Below are 21959 nucleotides of genomic sequence, written 5' to 3'. Positions count from 1 at the left end.
TTTTTCTTCCTGCTGGCCAATACATGCGCACATCGCTGCCAATAGCGCCGCTCCCCCCTTCCCGCTGTCGCGCCGATATGTCGTGAAAAATATTTTTCAGAGATTATTTTGAGGGATTTTGAAAATATTTTTCCGCAGCGGGAAAAATCCGCACAGGGCTTACCGTGGAACCCCGGTGGAACCCCAAACAAAAAAGCCCTCACGGAGATTTCCGTAAGGGCTTTTTGCTTTTTCCTGGAGCTGGTGAAGGGACTTGAACCCATAACCTGCAGATTACAAATCAGCTGCTCTACCGATTGAGCCACACCAGCATCTCTCCTCTTTTAGATGAATCCTAACCGCTTGGCAAGGGCTTTCGCACAGGGGGGCTTTTCCCCGGCCGGCGTATCCCGTCCCCAGCGTATGCAAAGATCACAGCTGGTTCTCAAGCGGCTACCGCTCTGCCGCTGTCAGCAAAGGAACGAGCCCCTCCCGGCCGCAAATAGCCAGCGTCAGATGCTCCCGGGCGCGCGTCATCCCCACATAGGCCAGACGCCGCTGGCGGGGCTTTTCCGGCTGGAGGCGATCCATGCCCAGCAGGAAGACATGGGAAAAATCCAGCCCCTTGGCGCTGTGGATGGTGGAGATGCAGACGCTGTCCGTGGTGATGTCGAAATAGCGCTTGCTGGTCGTATCCCGGGCCACCCAGCGGGCCATGACGCCCCGGGCCTCCACCGCTTCCAGCAGGCTTTCCGGCAGGCTGGACGCCAGCCCTTCCATGCTGGAATGAGCGTAGAGGATCGCTATCTCGCTCATGGGCACGCCCTCCCGGACCAGAATGGCCACGGCATCCGCCACGTCACGCACCAGCGAGGACGCATCGGCGCTTTGCAACCAGCAGGGCGCTTCACCTTCCGCGCCTGCCAGCTCCGGCGCAGGTTCACCGTCCGGCAGCAGACGCAAGGCCATCCGGGCGATGGCCCGTGTGTTGCGGTACTGGCGTTGCAGACGGCGCAGCCGCAGACCGGCGATGCCCATTTTCTCCCAGCTGCTGTCCTCCGGCTGGTACAGGCATTGCTGTTCATCCTGGGCCACGGTCAGCACCCCATGCGGCGGCAGCAGGGCCAGCAGAACGTTCGCCATCTCCGGGGAAAAATCCTGCCCCTCGTCGACCAGGATGGCATCCCAGTGCCCCTTGAGCGGATGCTCCCCTTGCAGGCGCTCCTGCGCCTCCTGCACGATAAGGTTGTAGTACTCGCTCTCCTCGGCATGGGTCAGCGGTTCGCCCAGGATACGTTCACAAACACTGTAGAACGGCACCACCTCCACCCCGTCCGGGCCAAGGCTGGCGCCCTTGCGGGCCAGCAGGCGGCGGATATAGCCCACCAGCGAAAGGTTGAAGCAGGTCATCAGCACACGGCGGATCTTTTTGTCCACCCGCGGCAGGTTCCAGGCCTGATGCGCCAGAATGAGCGTCTTGCCGCTGCCGGACGGCCCGATGATGAGCTGTTTTCCGGCGCCCATACCGCGTGCCAGATTTTCCTGGTCGCGGTCCAGCGCGCGGATGGTCTCGTCCTGGGCCGAGGCATGCGTCCCGCCGCGTACGGGCAGTTCTAGCCGCACTACCGGGAAGATCCGGGCCCGCAGCCAGTCGATCTGGGAGCCCGAGAGTTGGAAGGGGAACAGCGGCGGGAAATGCTCCGCGAGCCAGCACGCGAAACTGCGGCCCGAGGTATCCCGGCGCAGCGGGGACTCCTCGTGCAGCTCATCCCAGAAGATGATCCGCCCCTCCTCCATGACCTCGCCCAGACCGGCCGCTCTAAATTCCTCACGGCTGATATGCGGCAACACGGCCCCGCCGGTGACGGGACAGGGCAGCAAAGGCTTGCCGTCCGCCATGCGGGGCGCGTGCTTGTTCAGCAGGGTGAGCAGGCTGCCCACATATTCCCGTGCCTGGGCCAGAGGCTGCTTGCGCCGCTCCTCCCGGCCGTTGACCGACAGAAGCACACTTTTGCCGTCCACTTCCAGCAGCTGGTCGATGAGCCAGTCCTTGACCTCCAGCACCACCAGGCCGCAATCGGGCGACAGCAGGATGAAGTCCGGCTCGCGCTCTTCGATGTCCGGCGCGTACCAGCACAGGAATTTGCCGTCCGGCCGGGCCGTACGTTGCAGAAAACTGTACGTCGCCTCTTCGCCGGTCGTCAGGAACGACGTCACATCAGCTGGAAACATGGTCGCCATGGCAGGGGCCCTCCCCCTACATGATATACATGACGAACCTTTTCCCGCAATCCTTGCAGATGAGAATGATCCTTCCCTGCGCAGGACAAGTCCCGGACACGGGCATCAGACGGCGCAGCCACTCCGGCAGAAAAGACAGGCTTGTCCGGCAGAGTTCCGTATGACGGGAGCCGCAATGCGGACAAAGAAACGCAGGCCTGTTCTCGTTCATAAGGATCTCCTTTTTTGCCTGTTATCCCGTATGGATGTTCCAGGAAATGGAAAAAAGGCCAAGCAAAAGCGGGACATTTGACAATGCCCCGCTTTCTTCCTATGCGCTCGCTAGCTGTAGAAGATAAGCTAGTTATCGAATTGCAGTTTCAGTAAAACCGGCCTGCTGGCCCTGGCGTCTACGCTATAGCAAGTCCCGGGTTGCAAAGAAGCAAAATTGACGTCTCCCTTAAACATATTTTTCAGACTGCGCGGGCTAGCCGCATTAGTTTTGAGGCAAAGAGGCAGACCAATATTTTCCAGATAGTCATCTTTCTTGCCGTCATAGTCATCCGGGCTCTGGGAGACCAGAATCACAGAAAGGCCCTTTGAGCGATGCAGACGGATATTGTTAGCCAGGCCCACATGGTTCATGCCCAGCAGTTCCCGGGCTTCATCAATAGCCAGCACCAGGTGTAATGAGCGATAGCCGTCTGCATCCAGCGCGGCTTCAGGCTGACGCTTGAGGTAGAAGTCCAGCGCAGACAATAACAGGCAAACAGCAAAAGTTTTGACCTCTGTACGGGCATTGGCAAAGGTAATGACCCAGCTCTTTCGGAAGAACTCGTCCGGCGAAAGTTCCGGCCGGAACAGTTCACGAAGGGTGAGGCTATTAACCGTGGAGACCACACTGTCCTTGGAAAGCCCGTTGTCAGCGTAAAAAGTATCTACTGTCTCTTTAATCTTCTGGAAGGTGATGCGCTGCTGGGTACGAAAAAGCGGTAACAGAGCTTCGGCAATATTGTCGCTCTGTTTTGGCCCCAGCTTGCCTGCCACCTGCGTGAAGGCATCGCGAAAATTTTCCATAGCCGCTGTGGTCAAGTTGGTGTCGGACATGTCAGCCACATGGAACATGTCCAACGGAATAGGCTGTTCCGGCACGGAAAGCACGGTAGCGCCCAGCGATTGGATCAAGTATTTATTACGCCCTAAATCCCCCTTGCCCAAATCCACCAGGATGACAGGACACTGGGCCTGCTTTTTCATTTGCTGCAAGATATGTGTCATGACACGCGTCTTGCCCGAGCCGGCCTGTCCCATGATGGCAATGTGCGGCGCATAACCCGCCCCATTGACCTCATGAACGAAGTCATCACCCGTTTCACCGTTCTTGCGCAGCACCCGGCCCAGTACGAGGCGCACGGCACCGGCGGCGAAGGAGGGGGAAGAATCGGGGGCAGGATCGATGACGGGCGCCACCTCATCGGGGATATCCGCGTAACTATGGAGCAGCATCTGCCAAAACCTGTTGGAATCCCCATCAGATTTTTCCCAGATGTCCTGCATGATGATCAGCCCATTATCCCAATGGGCCTGTACTATCTCCTGGAGTAATTCCACAGAAATATTGCCTGCTTTTTCGGGATGGAACTGGACATAGTTGGTGATGAGCAGGCCTATCCACAAGGAGTAGTCGTCATGGTCGAACAGCGTGCCGCTCCAAATGCTTAGCGCGCTTCCGGAAGTACTTTTGGGGTACGTCCCCTGTGTCATGGAAAGACCAATGGCCAAGCGGGCCACCTCATAATTGGTTGCCAGGCCAAGCCTCCCCCTAAAATCTTTGGTTAGACTCGCCCCGCTGCGGCCTATGGAAAATTTCGTCAGAAAAAATTCACTGATACTGAATTGCATGGCAAGTACCTACCTAAAAATATCCTTCACGGGCCACAGTCAGGCCGATCCCCTTGCCCATGTCCGTATGGGTCAGCAAATAAGATTTGAGGATAAAAGGCTTGAGCTGTTCGAACTGCTCCCTGTCAATCTCCTCATCCTGGCTCAACAAAATCACCTGACGGTCGGTTTCCGTCCAGAATTGCAACATTTTTTCCCGATGCAAGCTGTCCAAGCGGCCAAGCGGCGTATCCACGACCATAGGGACTTTCAGACCAGAAAGATTTGACAACGCAAGAATCAGGGCTGTCGCAAAAATCTGGGATTCGCCTGCAGATTTATCAAAATCCAGCTCTTTGCCATCCTTTCCCCACAGATGCGCTGTTGCATTGTCATCCAGCGTGATACGTTCCACATGATGCTTGTGGGAAAGGACACGAAAAACCCGCGTCAACTCTTCCTGAAGCTGCTTTTTCTTTACAGGATACAGGCCAGGAATCAATTTCTTTACAATAAAATTCTCTAGACGCTTGGCCCTGTCCAGCAACATATGCATGGGAGCATTTTGTATATACAGACTATAGGCTTTTTCATATTCTGCCCTTTTCTGTGGCAAGGCCGCCCTGTCATCTATGAGCTGGTTTTCGACAATCGTCTGTTCCTTCATGCAAGTATCGCGCAGGGCTGTATACTTTTCCATATCAGCCTTCAGCTCTTCGACCAGCTTGCCGGAACTGTCCAGACCTTCCAGCTTGGCCAATTGCATGTTCAGGCTTTGCAGCTGTCGTTCATGGCTGGAAAGTTCGTCACGCTTGGCAAAGATTTCCCGGCGCCCCACACGCGTTTTTTCATACAACTGGCTGACCCGTCCCAACTGTTCATCACCCAAATAGTCGTGCAGGCATTTTTCCGCACAATCAGGAGGCATGGGAAAGAACATCCCTTCCCAGGCGGTACAAACAGCCTTGCGCATCTGCCCTTTCTGGGTTTCATCCAAAGGAGGCGTATAGGCATCCATCGCCATAAAGCTGGTCAAAAACTTCTCCCTCTGGGCTTCCAGGGCGGCACATTTCCTCCGCCATTGACGGGTCGCCTGCTCCCGGCGAGCCTGCTCAAAGAAGGAATGCACCGTTGTGGACGCCATAAGGTGCAAGGCAAGCTTTTTGCAGAGGAGTTCGCTGAGTTCTTTACGTGTCGTATCTATCAAATTTCTGTAAGTATTGATGTCTTCTGTCAGCGATTTGATGGACGCGATACTGCCGTCAGTTCCGCCAAGCGTGATCATTCTGTCCTGTACCCGCTGGATCTCCCGTTCGATAGTTTTCTGTCTTTCGTGCAGTTCATTTTCTTTTGTTTCATTTTCCGAGATACGTTTGACAATTATTTTCAGTTCTTTATCAAGTCTTTCTACAGTATCCTTATTTTCCTTGGAAACATTTTTATTCCTATTTAATCCATACTCTCTCAAACGCTTCTGGAGCTGATACAGTTCAACGACACCAAGAAATGTTTCTATGCCAACTTTGACCTGCTTGACCATACTTTCGGCAGCAAGTTCTTTGATTTCCTCACCATCAAAGAAAAAGAACGGCGCAAGATTGGCTGGCAAAAAGTCATTGGCCAAGACATTGTCCCATTCGTCAGGATTCACAGGACGGCGACAGACCCCACTCTGCACAGAAAACACTCTGATATCATTTGTATCGCCATCCCAATGGCGGTTATTATCAAAATGCCATGTTCGCGTAATCCGATATCCGTCATTATCGTCGTCAACAAATTCAATAGTGATGGACATACTGTCCGTATCTGCAATTCCACAGAAGGCACGATTCAAAAACTTGCTGTAATTTTCTTTCTTCTTATCAAGGTTGAAACCGGCCCGTCCAAGATAGTGCAGAGCCTGTGCCCCATAAAGGCCAAGATACAAGGCTTCTAAAAAGGAAGTTTTGCCAAAACCATTCAATCCCCCCACAAGAATCAGGTTCTTGTCCTCTCTGCTTGGGGGAAACTCGAAGATCTGATTTTTATATGACTTGAAATTGACAAGCTTCAAATAGGAAATACGCATCAAAATTCTCCCTGCGACAGACAGTTGTCCATTTCCTCATAGATGCCGCGCGCTCTTTCCATATGATTGAAGCGCCGTTGCAAAGCCAGAAGCGCACGAATCTGGGAGGAAGGGATACCGGATTCCTCACACAGTTGTTCAAACAGGGCATTGGTCTCAGGATCTCCCCACAGGGGCAGATCTTTCAATTCATCGTTATTCATCGCAACCTCGTGAAAACTTTTCCGCTATCTCCGTGGCCCACAATTCCCGGATCAGACGAATCTCTTCTTCGGAAATCAGGGGCTCACCGTATTGTTTCTGAACATCTAACAGGCGCTGAAGAATTTCCTGCCGGGCCTTGAGGGTGAATGGTCCCCCCATGATCCTGCCCGTTGCCAGGAAGGTCAGCTGGCCGTTGCGCCGTCGTGCCTGGCGGTAAGCAGGATCGTTGCGAATGGCTTGAAGCCAGTCCCGAAAATCAATGAGTAGCTGGTATTTTTTCTGTCCAGAGTTCACAAAGCCTTGCAGGCTTTTGTCTTTGTTGACCACAGTACAGGCCCAGCAACCAAAGCGGCTGGAGCTGGTGCCGCAGCCAGGCGCCTCCTCTTGGCTCAACACCATGGGGCACTCTCCCCCTTCAGCATCCCGGTACATCTGAATCAGCTTTTCATGCGTCCCGCCCCATGGGGGATCGTAATGCCCCAACAGATACCAGACATCACTGGTGGTCAGCTCCACGATGGGCCGATAGATAAAGGCCCCGCGCAAGGTACCATGCGGTGTGAGGTACGAATTCTCCAGATTTTTATGTCGCTCGATACTTTGACGGCGACTAGAGCTCTCATCCTTGCGGACACCCAATACAATAATGGCCGACCCGAAACGGGAAACATTGTCCAAGATGAACTGGGATGTGGGCTTGATTTTTAGCCTGTCCGTGCACCACCGCATCTTCTGGTTGGGGCAGGGATAGCCTTTGCCGATGAGCAGGACCCAAAAGGTATGTTCCAGTTTGGGACGGGTAATAACGGTGGTTATAGGCAAGGAAAAGCAGTCCGCAGCGCACTGCACCATATCGAACTGCTCCTGCACCTGCCGGGTCACAAAGGGACTTTCCACCAGCGTATCATTGGAAACAAAATAGATTTGTCTGTTTCGCCTGCGAGGGGCCACCTGCATTACGGCATCAAAGACAAGATGGGCTACAAGCGTACTGTCCTTGCCTCCGGAAAATCCCACTATCCAAGGATAAGTCTGGGAATCATCCCGATAAGCATGAAGTACGCTCTCCACCAAATCCTCATACGCAACACTGGCCTCAAGGGCACAACTATCCATGAATCCTTCACTTTATGGAAAAGTAGCGTGATTGCCTTTTCCTGTTGCTCTGCTGGCAAAAAGGAATTCCAGCACAATTTATAAATAAGTATAAATAAATATCAAATTATATATAAAAAGTTAAGCCCAAGCTTCTTGCTTGATTTTCCAGAACATTCGTGCAATTAGTTCGCCCACGAACTAAAAACACTCGATTCCTGCACGGAGGCCCCATGCCTGCCACCTCACCTGATGACATCATCGACCTGCTTTCCCGTATCCGGGAGCAGGCCAACCAGTATATCTGCGACGAACTTGCCCGCCGCGGCATCACCGACCTGCTGCCCGCCCACGGGGCCGTGCTCCATGCCCTGTTCGAGGAATCCCCCCAGCCCATGAGCACGCTGGCCCGGCGTATAGGTCGCAAAAAAAACACGATCACGGGCCTGGTGGATACCCTGCAGGAGCGCGGCTACTGTCAGCGGCGTCCCTCGACGCAGGACGCACGGGTGCAGCTCGTGTCCCTGAGCGACAGAGGCGAGGCCCTGCGCCATGTACAGACGGATATCTCCACAGCACTGCACCACAGGCTCTGGCAGGACATCCCGCCCGCGGATCAGGCCGCCTGCATGGCTGTGCTGGACAGCCTCCTGCGCAATCTGGCCCGCTAATCCCTTATCCCCAACGTCCCGCCACTTTCAGCCATTCGCGGAATCCCCATGCTCAAGACCGCTTCCCTTATCGGGCTCGTCCTCTATTTTGCCGTCCTGCTGCTGGTCGTCCTCAAGGAAAAAAAGAACAGCGACGTGGAAGACTATTTCTTTGCCGGGCGCAGCCTGCCGTTCTGGGCCCTGTCCATCACCTTCATCGCCTCATGGTGGGGCGGGGGCTCGGCCCTGTCCACGGCGGATCTGGCCTTTGCCGACGGCATGGGGGCCTTCTGGTACTACGGCGTGCCCGTGCTGGTGGCCACCCTGCTCATGGGCCTGGGGGCACGGGCCATCCGCAGCGTGGGCTATCTGACTCAGGGGGCCATGATGGAGGCCCGCTATTCCCGTCCCGTGGCACGGCTGCTGGCGCTGATGATCCTGTTTTTCATGCTGTTCTCCGCTGCCTCGCAGATGGTGGCCGTGGGGGATTTTTTCGGGACCTTCCTCGGCATGGGCTATGAGGGCGGCGTGCTGGCCGGGACGCTCATCGTGCTGGTCTATTCCATGTTCGGGGGCTTTCGCGGCGTGGTGCTCACGGACATCATCCAGTTCGTGCTGCTGCTCCTGTCCGCCCTGGCCGTCTTTGTGGTGGCCATGCAGGAATGCGGCGGCCTGGACCCCATCGCGGAAGCAGCGGCCCGCAGCGGCAGGCCGGAATTCATGAGCCTGACCGCAGGCGCCCCCAAGTACCTGATGTACGTCATCACCTTCGGCTGTTCGTGGATGATCCAGGCCAATGTCTGGCAACGCATCTCGGCCACACGCGACACGCGGGACGCCCGGCGCATGACGGTCATGAGCTTCTTCGTCTACATCCCGCTGTACCTGATCGTGGTCCTTACCGGCATGGCGGGCATCGTCCTGTTCGATACCCTGCCCAAGGGCGGCGTGGTCACCGCCCTGGTGGAAAGCTCCATGTCGCCCCTGCTGGCGGCGGTGGTCTTCGTGGGCATCTCAGCGGCCATCATGTCCACCATGGATTCCCTCATCAACACCGGCGCCATGACCCTGGTCATGGACCTGCTCCCCGGCAGCTACGACGAAAAGACCCGGTTACGCCTGTCCCGACTGGCCACGCTGGTCATCGTGGCCGTGGGCATCCTTATCTCCCTGCGCATCCGCTCCATCTTCGAGATCACCTGGATAGCCTCGGATATCATCACCACCGGCGTGTTCGTACCGCTTGTTCTTGCCTTTTTCTGGCGACGCGGCACCAGCAGGGGCGCCCTGTGCTCCATGCTCTGCGGCCTGGCCTATTGCCTATACAATCTGGCCATCTTCCTGGGGCTACCCTTGCCCGCCTTCTGGGAGCAGCAGTCGGCCTTGCAGGTTATCCTGGGCGTCTGCCTCTCCCTGCTGGTCTTTACCGTGACCAGCCTGCTGGATAAGCCGGAATACCACAAGGCCGACGCCTTTCTGGCCCGGACCCGGCAACAGGCCTGCTGACAGTGTGGTGCCCGTGCCGTGACGCGCCTGCCGGGAACGCAGCCTGCAACGGGAGCCCCCGCGATATACCCGGCCCCCACCGGCCACGGCACATGGAAGCAGACCGGAAGGATGCCCTGCAAAGCCGCATCCTTTGGCGGACGATACCTTGACGATAAAATGCCGGCACAGGGCGTACGGCCATACCACGCCCTGACGCTTTGCTCATGCCTGCCGCAGCAGACTGGCTCCGTCAGACTTGCGGAGCCCCCTTGGCAAGGCCCCGCTTTGCTGGCACAATCTCTGACAGGCCGTTTTTCGTCTGCTATTCAGGATACTTTTACCTGACCCGCTCCCGGGCAGGAGGGCATTATGAAGACAGAATCGTCCGCCCCTTCCGAAGACAGCCTCCGCAGCAAGCGCCGTTCCTTCCTGGCCGGTCTGGTCGCCACGGGCCTGCTCTATGCCACGCCGGTCCTGCTCTGCGTCAATGAGGCCGAGGCCCACTCCCGCCCCTCGCACCGGCGCCGTAGCCGCTATACCCGCGGCAGCCATTATTCCCGGCGCAGCCGCTACTCCAGGCGCAGCCGCCGCAGCCGTCCCTCGCGCCGTCATTCCCGCCCCTCCCGCAACTATGATTACCGTGACCGTTATGACGACCGTTACGACGGTCGCTACGACGGCCGCTATAATGAAGGCTGGCACCGTGAGGCCGGGGATCGCCTGCGCGACACGTTTAATGACGCCCTGGGGGGCTTCCGGCCGGATCGCTACTAGGCATGGCGCACCAGGACGTCTTTTTTGCCGGTGTGCCGGGAGCCGTGCGACTGCATGACTGCCAAGACCTGCTACCCGCACTGGATGCTTTTTTCCGGCTCTGGCCGCACGCCCCGCAACCAGCAGGGCTCCCGACCATCTCCGGGACGCTGCCATCCGGCCTGCACGAAACTGCGCCCCTGCTGGCCATCACTCCACAGGGGCGCGGCTATCGTCTGCGCTCTCCCTGGCTGCCCGCTCCCCGCTACGAGCCCTCCCGGGCCTGTCTGCTGTGCAGCCTGACCATCGAGCTGGTGGCCGCCTGCTGTCATGCCTGCCCCCGCCTGATTTCCCTCCATGCCGCGGCCGTGTGCCTGCACGGGCGCACCCTGATCTTCTGCGGCGACAACCGCGCCGGGAAAAGCACGCTGGTCACCCGCCTCATGGCCGATGCAGCCCGGGGGCTCGGTGACGACCTGTTGGGTCTCCATCAGGGAAAAATCTTTTCCTTCGGCGTAGCTCCCCGCCTGCGCCTGCCCCTACCCTCTTCCCCAGTTCTGAAACGCTTCATGAACGAACGTCCGGGCATACATGATCGCCATTATGGCTATCTGACCCCCTCCCCGGATAATCTGGCGCCCTGGGGCGAACGCCACGGCCCGGATGCCGTGATCCTGCTGGAACGCACACCCGGCAGCCGGGCTGTTCTTCTGCCCGCCCCTGCCGCCACCGGCATGGACAACGTGCTGGCCCGTTTCCTGATCCCCGACGGCGGTGCACCGGAGGTCCTCAGGCTGGGCTCGCAACTGCTGGATGCCCTGCCCTGCCGCATCCTCCGCTATGATGACCTGGATGAAGCCGCAGAGCTCCTCGCACAGCAGGCGCCCTTGCTGCCCCCGGCTGCGCTCCTGCCCGCGGATTTTCCTCCTGTGACGGATTCTTCTGTCTCTTATGCTCGTCTCGCAGCCGAACAGCCTCCCTCAGCCGAGGCCGCCGGTGATGCGGGGGACAGCAGGACACCGTGGCAACAACGGTCTGGCCTGAGTTGCCGGCAGGCAGGACAAAGCATCTTCCTCACGGACAGCCACGGTAACCACATCTTCCGTCTCGATGGTACCGGAGCCGTGATCTGGCAGCTGCTTTCCGCTCCCCTTTCGCGTGACGAGGCTCTTTCCCTGCTGGCCGAGACCTTCCCTGACGTCCCCCAAGCACGCATCCGGCACGAACTGAAACGACTTTTTCAGGCCCTTTTTGAAGCCCGTTTGATCGAAAAAGCCCATAAACGTCCCTGAAGCAAGGAAAACGGGCTTTTTAGGTGTACTCATAATATATTGTTTTTATTTACTTTTTATTTTTTGACGAAAAAAAATCGAAAAAATGCAAAAAAGTGCTTGCCAAAGGGGCCGGTTTTCCGTAAACACATCCTTGCTGCTGACGAATGCCTCACGAAAGCGAAAGCCGAACGGGGCAGCAGGGCACCGGAAGCAAAGCCGGACAAGCCCACGCCAGACTGAAAATCTTGCAAGCCAACATCGCTTGCAACTCAGAGTGGAGGGGTTCCCGAGTGGCCAAAGGGAACAGACTGTAAATCTGTCGTCGTAAGACTTCGGTGGTTCAAATCCACCCCCCTCCACCACTTCTGAATAAGAAGTGTGGCACATGCTAACAACTGCCTTGGCTGTAGGAGACAGGTAGACTGTCGGGAACTACGGTGCAGTACCGGGCAATGCCGAAACCCGGGGGCCAGTTCGCTGACCTGCAAAACAACGCGCATCGAGGATGCGGGAATAGCTCAACGGCTAGAGCATCAGCCTTCCAAGCTGAGGGTTGCGGGTTCGAATCCCGTTTCCCGCTCCATTCCTGCATTTTTCCCTTCCAGTCATCCTTTTTCCTGTCAAAGCACGTTCCCTGGGCAACAACACAGGGACTTATGCGGGCAGTGGCAAGAAACCGGGAGCAGGCGTTCGAAACCATGCTCAAGGTTGAAAGTACAGTAACCGCAACAAATTTTATCCTCAGGGAGACGTACAATGGGCAAGGAAAAATACGAACGCAAAAAGCCCCACGTTAACATTGGTACCATCGGCCACATCGACCATGGTAAGACCACTCTGACCGCCGCCATCACCAAGATCGCCGGTCTGAAGGGCGAAGGCAGCTTCGTTTCTTACGACGAGATCGACAAGGCTCCCGAAGAAAAGGAACGCGGCATCACCATCGCCACCGCCCACGTGGAATATGAAACCGACAAGCGTCACTACGCTCACGTGGACTGCCCCGGCCACGCCGACTACATCAAGAACATGATCACCGGCGCCGCCCAGATGGACGGCGGCATCCTGGTGGTGGCCGCCACCGACGGCCCCATGCCCCAGACCCGTGAGCACATCCTGCTCGCCCGTCAGGTGGGTGTGCCCCAGCTGGTCGTGTTCCTGAACAAGTGCGACCTGGTGGACGACGAAGAACTGCTGGAACTGGTGGAACTGGAAGTGCGCGAACTGCTGTCTTCCTACGACTTCCCCGGTGATGACGTGCCCGTCATCCGCGGCTCCGCCCTGAAGGCCCTGGAATGCGAAAGCGCCGACGCCCCTGAAGCCAAGTGCATCATCGACCTGCTGCAGGCCTGCGACGACTTCATCCCCGATCCCGAACGCGACATCGACAAGCCCTTCCTGATGCCCATCGAAGACGTGTTCTCCATCTCCGGCCGCGGCACCGTGGTCACCGGTCGTGTGGAACGCGGCGTCATCAAGGTCGGCGATGTGGTGGAAATCGTGGGTATCAAGCCCACCGCCCAGACCACCTGCACCGGCGTGGAAATGTTCCGCAAGCTGCTGGACCAGGGCGAAGCTGGTGACAACATCGGTGTGCTGCTGCGCGGCACCAAGCGTGACGAAGTGGAACGCGGCCAGGTGCTCGCTGCTCCCAAGTCCATCACGCCCCACAAGAAGTTCAAGGCTGAAGTGTACGTCCTGTCCAAGGAAGAAGGTGGCCGTCACACCCCGTTCTTCTCCGGCTATCGTCCTCAGTTCTACTTCCGTACCACCGACATCACCGGTGTGATCAACCTGCCCGAAGGCGTGGAAATGGTCATGCCTGGCGATAACAGCCAGTTCCTGGTGGAACTGATCGCCCCCATCGCCATGGAAGCCGGTCTGCGCTTCGCCATCCGTGAAGGTGGCCGTACCGTGGGCTCCGGCGTGGTGACCGAAATCATCGAGTAGTACCATGAGAGTGAATATCATCCTTGCCTGCACTGAGTGCAAGCGTCGCAACTACAGCACCCGGAAGAACAAGAAGAACACCACCGGGCGTCTGGAAATGAAAAAATATTGTCCCTGGGACAAGAAGCACACGCTTCACAGAGAAACCAGGTAACAATACTTCCGCAGGGGGGAGCACCCCTCCCCCCTGACGGTACGCAGGGCAGTAGCTCTAACGGCTAGAGCGGCGGTCTCCAAAACCGCAAGTTGGGGGTTCGAATCCCTCCTGCCCTGCCATTTTTTATCTTGTGGGAAGCACCATGGTAAAGAAATCCGCGCAAGCCGACTCCAAGACCGAACAGACCCCCAACCCCATCTCCCGCCTGGCGCAATATATCGAAGATTCTCGCGGCGAACTGCGTAAGGTTACGTGGCCTACGCTCAAGGAAACGCGCAAAGCGACGTTTGCGGTTCTGGGCTTTGTTGCCGTCATGGCAATCGTGCTTGGCCTCGTGGATCTGGGGCTTTCGGCCATCATCAAGAGCATCCTCTCCTGAAGGCACATATGAACACTCCCGTTATCGACGAGAACTCCGAACTGGGGAAGAAGTCTCGCTGGTACATCGTGCACACCTACTCCGGTTTCGAGCAGCGCGTGCAGAAGACCATTAAGGCGATGATGGATTCCGGCGAGGACAATGGCCTCATCCAGGAAGTGGTCGTGCCTACCGAAAAGGTCATCGAACCTTCCAAGAACGGCTCGCAGCCTCGCACCAGTACCCGCAAATTCTACCCCGGCTATGTGATGATCCGCATGATTATGACGGATCTTTCCTGCCATCTGGTGCAGTCCATCCCCAAGGTCACCGGTTTTGTGGGGGGTAAAAACCGCCCCACTCCCATGAGCGAAAGTGACGCCGCGCGCATCCTCTCGCTGATGGAAAGTCGCCAGGAGACCCCCCGGCCCAAGTTCAACTTCGAACGCGGCGACGACGTTCGGGTTATCGAGGGCCCCTTCGAGGGCTTCAATGGCGTCGTGGACGATGTCAACTACGAAAAGGGCAAGCTGCGCGTGTCCGTTTCCATCTTCGGAAGACAAACCCCGGTGGAACTGGATTTCGTGCAGGTTTCCAAGGGCTAGCATCGGAGCAGCGCCGCAGGGCGCTGTTCCAGTCATAAGGATAGAACATCATGGCCAAAAAAGAAGTTGCCAAAATCAAACTGCAGATTCCGGCCGGCGCCGCCAACCCCTCCCCGCCGGTGGGTCCCGCCCTGGGTCAGCATGGCCTGAACATCATGGGCTTCTGCAAGGAATTCAATGCCCGTACCCAGGACCAGAAGGGCATGATCATCCCTGTGGTCATCACGGTCTACGCTGACCGCTCCTTCACCTTCATCACCAAGACCCCCCCGGCCGCGGTGCTGATCATGAAGGCCGCCAAGATCGAAAAGGGCTCCGGTGAACCCAACCGTAACAAGGTTGGCAGCCTGACCATGGCCCAGGTGGAAGAAATCGCCAAGCTGAAGCTGCCCGATCTCAACGCCGCCACCCTTGAGTCCGCTGTGAAGTCCATCGCCGGCACCGCCCGCAGCATGGGCATCGAAATCAAGTAGGGACCGGTTTACCGGATGACGGCAGCCTGGCTGCCCCTCGTTGATCAATTGTACTGCCAGACCTGGAGCAGTCCATGTGTGGCAGGAGATAAAACGAAAGGATAAAGACATGCCCAAGCATGGCAAAAATTTTCGCAAAGCTCTCGAAGGCGTGAACCTGCAGGAACGCCTGAGCGTTGAAGACGCTGTGAGCAAATCCCTGGGCGCTTCCTTCGCCAAGTTCGACGAAACCGTCGACGTGGCCATCCGCCTGGGTGTTGACCCCAAGTACTCCGACCAGATGGTGCGCGGCGCTGTGACCCTGCCTCACGGCCTGGGCAAGACCGTTCGCGTGGCCGTTTTCTGTAAGGGTGAAAAGCAGGCCGAAGCCACCGCCGCCGGCGCCGACTTCGTGGGTGCTGAAGACCTGGTGGCCAAGGTCAAGGAAGGCTGGCTGGACTTCGACGCCGCCGTCGCCACCCCTGACGTCATGGCTCTGGTGGGCCAGATCGGTCGTCTGCTTGGCCCCCGCGGCCTGATGCCCAACGCCAAGACCGGTTCCGTTACCTTCGACGTGACCAAGGCCGTCAACGAACTGAAGGCCGGTCGCGTGGACTTCAAGGTCGACAAGGCCGGTGTTCTGCACGCTCCTCTGGGCAAGGTTTCCTTCGGTCCCGAAAAGATCCTGGGCAACCTCAAGGCCCTGCTGGAAACCGTGAATCGTCTGAAGCCCTCCGGCGCCAAGGGCACCTACATGCTCTCCATGGCTGTGTCCACCACCATGGGCCCCGGCTTCAAGATCGATATGTCCCAGGTGAAAAAATTCCTGGAAGGCTAAGCCCATTTTTTAGTTGACATCGTGCGGGGATTGCAGTAATAGCAATCCCCGCATTTGAATTTACTGGCTAAGGCAAGGGAATTCGAGTCGAAGACGGCAGGCAGGCCGCAAGGCCTTTAATCCACCTGTCCAGACTTATCTTTGGCTCGGCATTCCACCCGGCAACCCCGAACGTGAGAGGTATCACGTGACCAGGTCTGAAAAAGCAGCCGTCATTGAAGCGATCAAAGCGAATGCCGATCGTGCTTCTTTTGCGGTGCTGACCGAGTTCAAGGGCATGACGGTGGAAGAGCTGACGAACCTCCGTGTGAACCTGCGCAAGGCTGGCGGCGAATTCTACGTCGTCAAGAACACGTTGGCCCGTATCGCTTTTACCGGTGGCACGCATGACGTTGTCAAGGACAAGTTCCACGACAACAGCGCCATTGCCCTTGGTTTCGATGACCCCGTGGCGGTGGCCAAGGCGTTGAGTGATTTTGCCAAGCAGAGCAAGCTGTTCCAGCTGCGCTGCGGCAGCCTGGAAGGCAAGGAAATGTCTGCCGAACAGGTCGAAGCCCTGGCCAAGCTGCCGTCCAAGGAACAGCTCCTTGGTCAGCTGCTCGGCACCATGAACGCCGTGCCCACCAATTTTGTTTCGCTGTTCGCCAACGTTCTCCGCGGCCTGCTCTATGCGCTTAAGGCCATCGAAGAAAAGAAGGGCGAAGCCGCCTAAGGCTTTCGCAGCAAGAAAAGCAATCAACCAAATTTTAGCCAAAGAGCTAGGAGTTTACCATGTCCGTGACCAAAGAACAGGTTGTTGAGTTCATCTCCAACATGACCGTCCTGGAACTGTCCGAATTCATCAAGGAACTGGAAGAAAAGTTCGGCGTGTCCGCTGCCGCTCCCGCCGCTGCCATGGTGATGGCCGCCCCCGCTGACGGTGGCGCCGCTGCCGCTGCCGAAGAAAAGACCGAATTCGACGTTATCCTGAAGGAAGCCGGCGCCAACAAGATCGGCGTCATCAAGGTCGTGCGCGCTCTGACCAGCCTGGGCCTGAAGGAAGCCAAGGAAAAGGTCGACGGCTGCCCCTCCACCCTGAAGGAAGGCGTGAGCAAGGAAGAAGCCGAAGAAGCCAAGAAGCAGCTGACCGAAGCCGGCGCTGTTGTCGAAGTGAAGTAAGTTCGGTTTTTCCGATCTTTTTGAAGGCGGGGTGCAAACCCCGCCTTTTTTATTGCCTGCCCACAGGCGGCCGGTATCCTGCGGGGTCCCTTTTGTGTCTTTTTGATGCAGCCTGCTTTTTTTTCATTGACGCTCCGTCTTTTTCCATACAAAAAAGACGGAGTTTCTTTTTTTCGGCGTTGCCCCGGCGGCACAGGCATGGTAGATACTGCCCAGGCTGCTCAACGGCAACCGCCCCGCCCTCGCCTCTCTCCTTTCCAGGGGAGCTTCCGGGCTGTGGAAAAAGTGCTTGCAAAAACCATGCTTTTGCGGTATGTCTCTTCGTTCCAAAACTGTTGTGGGAGAAGTATCTGGTTTTTCTGGTAGATAACGCCCGACGCGCATAGCCTTTTCTTTCAAGACAAGCGGCCTCACCCCTGCCGGCAACGCGGGGAAGTGTCGTTTGTCCTTTTTGCGCGTTGTGAAAACCGGATCCCACTGAGAGATATAGATTGTACGCTTCGGATCGCGGCATGACTGGCGTTTTGGCAGTCTGTCCACAGCGGTCTGCACGGGCAGAATGCCGACCGGACGTTCCGGTGCAACGCCGGCAGCCGAAGCGCAACCGCTACCTACCTTGAGGTATCGCATGGGCCAGCTTACCAAACAGTTCGGCAAAATCAACGTTACTCTCCCCATTCCGCACCTCCTCAATCTTCAGATCGACTCCTACAGCAAGTTCCTGCAGGAAGGCGTTGCCGAAGCCGATCGAAATAAGGAGGAAGGTCTGGAAGGCGTGTTCCACACCGTCTTCCCCATCGAAGATTTCAACAAGACCGCCAGCCTGGAATTCGTCAGCTACGAAATCCGCGAGCCCAAGTACGACCAGGCCGAGTGCATCTCCAAGGGCCTGACCTACGAAGCCCCGGTGCACATCAAGGTGCGCCTGGTGGTCTATGACACCGATGAAGCCACGGGCAACCGCACCATCCGCGACATCAAGGAACAGGGCATCTACTTTGGTACCCTGCCCCTGATGACGGAAAAGGGCACGTTCATCATCAACGGCACCGAGCGCGTCATCGTCAACCAGCTGCAGCGTTCTCCCGGCATCATCTTTGAACACGACGGCGGCAAGACCCACACCAGCCGCAAGGTGCTCTACTCCTGCCGAGTCATCCCCATGCGTGGCTCCTGGCTGGACTTCGACTTCGACCACAAGGACATCCTGTATGTCCGCATCGACCGTCGCCGCAAGATGCCCGCTACCATCCTGTTCAAGGCCATGGGCATGAGCAAGATGGACATCCTGGAGTACTTCTACACCCGCGAGCACTACCTGCTGAAGCCGCACAACACCCTGATGTGGGAAGTGGAAAAGTCCCTGTACCGCAAGGACAACGCCTACTCCGACATCGTGGCCGAAGACGGCACCGTGCTCATCAAGGCCGGCAAGCCCATCACCAAGCGTGGTTGGCGCCAGGTCTGTGAAGCGGGCATCAAGGCCATCGAAGTGCGTCCCGACACCCTGGACGGCATGTTCCTGGCTGAAGACGTCATCGCTCCCGGCAGTGGCGAAGTGCTGGCCGAAGCCGCCGACGAAATCACTCCCGGCCTGCTGGAGCGCATGCGCGAAGCCGGCATCGAGCGCATCGCCGTGCTGCACACCAAGGGCACCGACACCTCTTCCTCCATCCGCGACACCCTGATGCAGGACCGCATCCCCGATCAGGAAAAGGCTCAGGAAGAGATCTACCGTCGTCTGCGTCCTTCCAGCCCGCCGACCGCCGAGATCGCCGCCAGCTTCTTCGACAACCTGTTCCGCAGCCCGGATTACTATGACCTGTCGCCGGTGGGCCGTTACAAGCTCAACCAGCGCCTGGGCCTGCCCGACACCGAAGATTCCCGTACCCTGACCGACAACGACATCCTCACCGCCATCAAGGTGCTGGTGCAGTTGAAGGACAGCCACGGTCCGGCCGACGATATCGACCATCTGGGCAATCGCCGCGTGCGCCTGGTGGGCGAACTGGTGGAAAACCAGTACCGCATCGGTCTGGTGCGCATGGAGCGCGCTATCAAGGAACGCATGAGCATCCAGGAAATCTCCACGCTCATGCCCCACGACCTGATCAATCCCAAGCCTGTGGCCGCGGTGCTCAAGGAGTTCTTCGGTACTTCCCAGCTGTCGCAGTTCATGGACCAGACCAACTCCCTGTCCGAAGTGACCCACAAGCGCCGTCTGTCGGCTCTGGGCCCCGGCGGTCTGACCCGTGAGCGTGCCGGCTTCGAAGTGCGCGACGTGCATACCTCCCACTATGGCCGCATCTGCCCCATCGAAACGCCCGAAGGTCCCAACATCGGTCTGATCGTGTCGCTGACCACCTTCGCCAAGGTCAACGACTTCGGTTTCATCGAGACCCCGTACCGCGTGGTGCGCAATGGCCGCATGACTGACGAGATCGTGCATCTGGACGCCTCCCGCGAAGGCGACCAGGTGGTGGCCCAGGCCAACGCCCGCGTGGACGCCGACGGCAACTTCCTGGACGAGTTCGTGACCGTGCGCGTCAAGGGTGAAGTGGAAATGCGCTCCCGTGACGAGGTGACCCTCATGGACATCTCGCCCAGCCAGATGGTCTCCATCTCGGCCGCGCTCATCCCCTTCCTGGAACACGACGACGCCAACCGCGCCCTCATGGGTTCCAACATGCAGCGCCAGGCCGTGCCGCTGCTGCGCAGCGAAAAGCCCCTGGTGGGCACCGGCATGGAAATCGACGTGGCCCGCGACTCCGGCGCCTGCATCGTGGCTCAGGCCGACGGCAAGGTGGAATACGCCGACGCCGACCGCATCGTGGTCTCCTACGAAGGCGACCTGTACAAAAAACAGGGCGGCGTGCGCGCCTATGACCTGCTGAAGTTCCACAAGTCCAACCAGAACTCCTGCTTTGGTCAGAAGCCCACCTGCTACCCCGGTCAGGTGTTCAAGAAAGGCGAGATCCTCGCTGACGGTCCCGGCATCGATGAAGGCCAGCTGGCGCTGGGCAAGAACCTGGTGGTGGCTTTCATGCCCTGGTGCGGTTACAACTACGAAGACTCCATCCTCATTTCCGAACGTACCGTGAAAGAGGACATCTTCACCTCCATCCACATCGAAGAATTCGAAGTGGTGGCCCGCGACACCAAGCTTGGACCCGAAGAGATCACCCGCGACATCCCCAACGTCAGCGAAGACATGCTGCGCAACCTGGACGACAGCGGTATCATCCGCATCGGCGCGGCCGTGAAGCCTGACGACATCCTGGTCGGCAAGATCACCCCCAAGGGCGAGACCCAGCTGACCCCGGAAGAAAAACTGTTGCGGGCCATCTTCGGTGAGAAGGCCCGCGACGTGAAGAACACCTCCCTCAAGGTGCCCCCGGGAGTGGAAGGTACGGTCATCGACGTCAAGGTGTTCAACCGTCGTTCCGGTGAAAAGGACGACCGCACCCTGGCCATCGAGGCCCACGACACCGCCGTGCTGGATCAGAAGGAATCCGATCACATGCGCGCTCTGGGCAACCGCACCCGCGAAGTGCTGGCCCCCCATGTGCTGGGCAAGCTGACCGCCGTCAGCGTCCCCGGCAACAAGAAGGGCGAAGTGCTGGTGGAAGCCGGTGTCGCCCTGACCCGCGAGCAGCTGGACGCCATCCCGGTGAAGAAGCTGCAGGGCCTGTTCGAGAGCAAGGAAGTCAACGACATCGTGGCCGACCAGCTCAAGGACTACGACCATCAGGTGGATTACCTGCACGCCATCTATGACTCCAAGCGCGAGAAGGTCACCGAAGGTGACGATCTGCCTCCCGGCGTCATCAAGATGGTCAAGGTCCACATCGCCATCAAGCGTAAGCTCTCGGTGGGCGACAAGATGGCCGGCCGTCACGGTAACAAGGGTGTGGTCTCCTGCATCCTGCCCGAAGAAGACATGCCCTTCTTCGCCGACGGTCGCCCCGTGGACATCGTGCTCAACCCCCTGGGCGTGCCTTCGCGAATGAACATCGGCCAGATCATGGAAACCCACCTGGGCTGGGGTGCCAAGGAACTTGGCCGCCAGCTGGCCGAACTGCTGGATTCCGGCGCGGCCCTGCAGGTGGTGCGTGACGAGGTCAAGGACGTCTTCGATTCTCCGGCCATCAGCGAGCTGGTGGACAAGATGGATGACGAAGAGTTCATCGCCTCGGTCAAGAAGTTGCGCAACGGCATCGTGACCAAGACCCCGGTCTTCGACGGCGCCACCGAAGAAGAGATCTGGGGCTGGATGGAAAAGGCCGGCAAGGACAGCGACGGCAAGACCATCCTGTACGACGGCCGTACCGGCGTGCCCTTCAAGAACCGCGTGACCACCGGTGTCATGTACATCCTGAAGCTGCACCACCTGGTCGACGAAAAGATCCACGCCCGCTCCACCGGCCCCTACAGCCTGGTCACCCAGCAGCCGCTGGGCGGTAAGGCGCAGTTCGGTGGCCAGCGTCTGGGTGAAATGGAAGTCTGGGCTCTGGAAGCCTACGGCGCCGCCTATCTCCTGCAGGAATTCCTCACCGTCAAGTCCGACGACGTGACCGGACGTGTGAAGATGTACGAGAAGATCGTCAAGGGCGACAACTTCCTGGAAGCCGGTCTGCCCGAATCCTTCAACGTTCTGGTCAAGGAACTCATGAGCCTGGGCCTCGACGTGACCCTGCATCAGGAAGACGGCAAGAAAAAGCCCAAGCGTATCGGCTTCATGCGCGACCAGGAACCCGAGGAATAATTCATGGATGCGCCGGGCATCACGCCATCGCGCGGTGCCCGGCAGCGCCATTCCCCGGGAC

At 58.1% G+C, this 21959-nt stretch carries 19 protein-coding genes and 4 tRNA genes; 16 read left to right on the top strand and 7 right to left on the bottom strand.

Features of this window, described 5'->3' with window-relative positions; translation table 11 throughout:
• Positions 1-235: 235 nt before the first annotated feature.
• The 6 genes from ACQRBR_RS03885 to dndC form a co-directional block, all read right to left on the bottom strand.
• A tRNA-Thr gene (locus tag ACQRBR_RS03885) sits at positions 236-311 on the bottom strand.
• Positions 312-432: 121 nt separating this feature from the next.
• On the bottom strand, positions 433-2220 hold the full coding sequence (locus ACQRBR_RS03880) for a 3'-5' exonuclease (protein WP_427812353.1): 1788 nt from the start codon (positions 2218-2220) through the stop codon (positions 433-435).
• Between the two features lie 339 nt (positions 2221-2559).
• Entirely contained in the window at positions 2560-4101 is a 1542-nt protein-coding gene (locus tag ACQRBR_RS03875) for a helicase HerA domain-containing protein (protein WP_427812352.1), read from the bottom strand.
• A gap of 13 nt (positions 4102-4114) precedes the next feature.
• Positions 4115-6151 (bottom strand): DNA sulfur modification protein DndD, encoded by a 2037-nt coding sequence (dndD, locus tag ACQRBR_RS03870; protein WP_427812351.1) that lies wholly within the window; start codon positions 6149-6151, stop codon positions 4115-4117.
• On the bottom strand, positions 6151-6354 hold the full coding sequence (locus ACQRBR_RS03865; RefSeq protein WP_427812350.1) for a DNA modification system-associated small protein: 204 nt from the start codon (positions 6352-6354) through the stop codon (positions 6151-6153). The genes dndD and ACQRBR_RS03865 overlap by 1 nt, the downstream gene beginning before the upstream one ends.
• Positions 6347-7471, bottom strand: coding sequence for a DNA phosphorothioation system sulfurtransferase DndC (gene dndC, locus ACQRBR_RS03860; protein WP_427812349.1), 1125 nt, complete (start codon positions 7469-7471; stop codon positions 6347-6349). Before dndC ends, ACQRBR_RS03865 begins: the two co-directional genes overlap by 8 nt.
• Before the next feature lie 212 nt (positions 7472-7683).
• Between dndC and ACQRBR_RS03855 the strand changes: the two genes are divergently transcribed.
• The 15 genes from ACQRBR_RS03855 to rplL all read left to right on the top strand — a co-directional run bounded on the left by ACQRBR_RS03855 (position 7684) and on the right by rplL (position 17133).
• On the top strand, positions 7684-8121 hold the full coding sequence (locus ACQRBR_RS03855) for a MarR family winged helix-turn-helix transcriptional regulator (protein WP_427812348.1): 438 nt from the start codon (positions 7684-7686) through the stop codon (positions 8119-8121).
• A 48-nt stretch (positions 8122-8169) separates the two neighbouring features.
• Positions 8170-9606, top strand: coding sequence for a sodium:solute symporter family protein (locus ACQRBR_RS03850; protein WP_427812347.1), 1437 nt, complete (start codon positions 8170-8172; stop codon positions 9604-9606).
• Between the two features lie 351 nt (positions 9607-9957).
• Positions 9958-10362, top strand: coding sequence for a hypothetical protein (locus ACQRBR_RS03845; protein WP_289615854.1), 405 nt, complete (start codon positions 9958-9960; stop codon positions 10360-10362).
• A gap of 2 nt (positions 10363-10364) precedes the next feature.
• On the top strand, positions 10365-11633 hold the full coding sequence (locus tag ACQRBR_RS03840; RefSeq protein ID WP_300706158.1) for a PqqD family peptide modification chaperone: 1269 nt from the start codon (positions 10365-10367) through the stop codon (positions 11631-11633).
• 258 nt (positions 11634-11891) lie between these two features.
• Positions 11892-11977 (top strand) — tRNA-Tyr (locus ACQRBR_RS03835).
• A gap of 145 nt (positions 11978-12122) precedes the next feature.
• Positions 12123-12198 (top strand) — tRNA-Gly (locus ACQRBR_RS03830).
• Positions 12199-12371: 173 nt separating this feature from the next.
• Complete coding sequence (gene tuf / locus ACQRBR_RS03825) at positions 12372-13565, top strand: elongation factor Tu (protein ID WP_168935186.1); 1194 nt, start codon at positions 12372-12374, stop codon at positions 13563-13565.
• Between the two features lie 4 nt (positions 13566-13569).
• Complete coding sequence (gene rpmG / locus ACQRBR_RS03820) at positions 13570-13719, top strand: 50S ribosomal protein L33 (RefSeq protein WP_072334080.1); 150 nt, start codon at positions 13570-13572, stop codon at positions 13717-13719.
• 45 nt (positions 13720-13764) lie between these two features.
• Positions 13765-13841, top strand: a tRNA-Trp gene (locus ACQRBR_RS03815).
• Between the two features lie 23 nt (positions 13842-13864).
• Positions 13865-14101, top strand: a complete 237-nt coding sequence (gene secE, locus ACQRBR_RS03810; RefSeq protein WP_006003620.1) for a preprotein translocase subunit SecE — start codon at positions 13865-13867, stop codon at positions 14099-14101.
• Between the two features lie 8 nt (positions 14102-14109).
• Positions 14110-14685 carry a transcription termination/antitermination protein NusG gene (gene nusG / locus ACQRBR_RS03805; protein ID WP_006003618.1) on the top strand — a complete coding sequence of 192 codons (576 nt, stop codon included), beginning with the start codon at positions 14110-14112 and terminating at the stop codon, positions 14683-14685.
• Positions 14686-14735: 50 nt separating this feature from the next.
• Positions 14736-15158: a 50S ribosomal protein L11 gene (gene rplK, locus ACQRBR_RS03800; RefSeq protein ID WP_006003616.1), complete on the top strand. Its 423-nt coding sequence runs from the start codon at positions 14736-14738 to the stop codon at positions 15156-15158.
• 109 nt (positions 15159-15267) lie between these two features.
• Entirely contained in the window at positions 15268-15975 is a 708-nt protein-coding gene (gene rplA / locus ACQRBR_RS03795) for a 50S ribosomal protein L1 (protein WP_040368907.1), read from the top strand.
• Positions 15976-16162: 187 nt separating this feature from the next.
• The gene (gene rplJ / locus ACQRBR_RS03790) at positions 16163-16687 is read left to right on the top strand and encodes a 50S ribosomal protein L10 (RefSeq protein WP_006003612.1); all 525 of its coding nucleotides are present in this window, start codon (positions 16163-16165) and stop codon (positions 16685-16687) included.
• Positions 16688-16746: 59 nt separating this feature from the next.
• Positions 16747-17133 (top strand): 50S ribosomal protein L7/L12, encoded by a 387-nt coding sequence (gene rplL / locus ACQRBR_RS03785; RefSeq protein ID WP_006003610.1) that lies wholly within the window; start codon positions 16747-16749, stop codon positions 17131-17133.
• 123 nt (positions 17134-17256) lie between these two features.
• Here rplL and ACQRBR_RS03780 read toward each other — a convergent pair whose 3' ends face one another.
• Positions 17257-17763: a hypothetical protein gene (locus tag ACQRBR_RS03780; RefSeq protein ID WP_303881404.1), complete on the bottom strand. Its 507-nt coding sequence runs from the start codon at positions 17761-17763 to the stop codon at positions 17257-17259.
• Here ACQRBR_RS03780 and rpoB point away from each other — a divergent pair.
• Positions 17762-21898 (top strand): DNA-directed RNA polymerase subunit beta, encoded by a 4137-nt coding sequence (rpoB, locus tag ACQRBR_RS03775; RefSeq protein ID WP_300706156.1) that lies wholly within the window; start codon positions 17762-17764, stop codon positions 21896-21898. The genes ACQRBR_RS03780 and rpoB overlap by 2 nt on opposite strands.
• Positions 21899-21959 lie beyond the last annotated feature (61 nt).

Origin of the sequence: Desulfovibrio sp. SGI.133 (genome assembly GCF_050313955.1) — a bacterium.
In the GTDB taxonomy this organism is placed as follows: Bacteria; Desulfobacterota; Desulfovibrionia; order Desulfovibrionales; family Desulfovibrionaceae; genus Desulfovibrio.
This window is presented reverse-complemented; position numbering and strand designations above follow the sequence as displayed.

Excerpts from the sequence above, each read along its gene's own strand:
- ACQRBR_RS03875 (WP_427812352.1), bottom strand. The coding sequence starts at position 4,101 with ATGCAATTCAGTATCAGTGAATTTTTTCTGACGAAATTTTCCATAGGC.
- dndC (WP_427812349.1), bottom strand. The coding sequence starts at position 7,471 with ATGGATAGTTGTGCCCTTGAGGCCAGTGTTGCGTATGAGGATTTGGTG.
- ACQRBR_RS03865 (WP_427812350.1), bottom strand. The coding sequence starts at position 6,354 with ATGAATAACGATGAATTGAAAGATCTGCCCCTGTGGGGAGATCCTGAG.
- dndD (WP_427812351.1), bottom strand. The coding sequence starts at position 6,151 with ATGCGTATTTCCTATTTGAAGCTTGTCAATTTCAAGTCATATAAAAAT.
- tuf (WP_168935186.1), top strand. The coding sequence starts at position 12,372 with ATGGGCAAGGAAAAATACGAACGCAAAAAGCCCCACGTTAACATTGGT.
- secE (WP_006003620.1), top strand. The coding sequence starts at position 13,865 with ATGGTAAAGAAATCCGCGCAAGCCGACTCCAAGACCGAACAGACCCCC.
- rplA (WP_040368907.1), top strand. The coding sequence starts at position 15,268 with ATGCCCAAGCATGGCAAAAATTTTCGCAAAGCTCTCGAAGGCGTGAAC.
- ACQRBR_RS03850 (WP_427812347.1), top strand. The coding sequence starts at position 8,170 with ATGCTCAAGACCGCTTCCCTTATCGGGCTCGTCCTCTATTTTGCCGTC.
- ACQRBR_RS03855 (WP_427812348.1), top strand. The coding sequence starts at position 7,684 with ATGCCTGCCACCTCACCTGATGACATCATCGACCTGCTTTCCCGTATC.
- ACQRBR_RS03780 (WP_303881404.1), bottom strand. The coding sequence starts at position 17,763 with ATGCGATACCTCAAGGTAGGTAGCGGTTGCGCTTCGGCTGCCGGCGTT.
- ACQRBR_RS03880 (WP_427812353.1), bottom strand. The coding sequence starts at position 2,220 with ATGGCGACCATGTTTCCAGCTGATGTGACGTCGTTCCTGACGACCGGC.
- rplL (WP_006003610.1), top strand. The coding sequence starts at position 16,747 with ATGTCCGTGACCAAAGAACAGGTTGTTGAGTTCATCTCCAACATGACC.
- rpmG (WP_072334080.1), top strand. The coding sequence starts at position 13,570 with ATGAGAGTGAATATCATCCTTGCCTGCACTGAGTGCAAGCGTCGCAAC.
- rpoB (WP_300706156.1), top strand. The coding sequence starts at position 17,762 with ATGGGCCAGCTTACCAAACAGTTCGGCAAAATCAACGTTACTCTCCCC.
- rplK (WP_006003616.1), top strand. The coding sequence starts at position 14,736 with ATGGCCAAAAAAGAAGTTGCCAAAATCAAACTGCAGATTCCGGCCGGC.
- nusG (WP_006003618.1), top strand. The coding sequence starts at position 14,110 with ATGAACACTCCCGTTATCGACGAGAACTCCGAACTGGGGAAGAAGTCT.
- ACQRBR_RS03845 (WP_289615854.1), top strand. The coding sequence starts at position 9,958 with ATGAAGACAGAATCGTCCGCCCCTTCCGAAGACAGCCTCCGCAGCAAG.
- ACQRBR_RS03840 (WP_300706158.1), top strand. The coding sequence starts at position 10,365 with ATGGCGCACCAGGACGTCTTTTTTGCCGGTGTGCCGGGAGCCGTGCGA.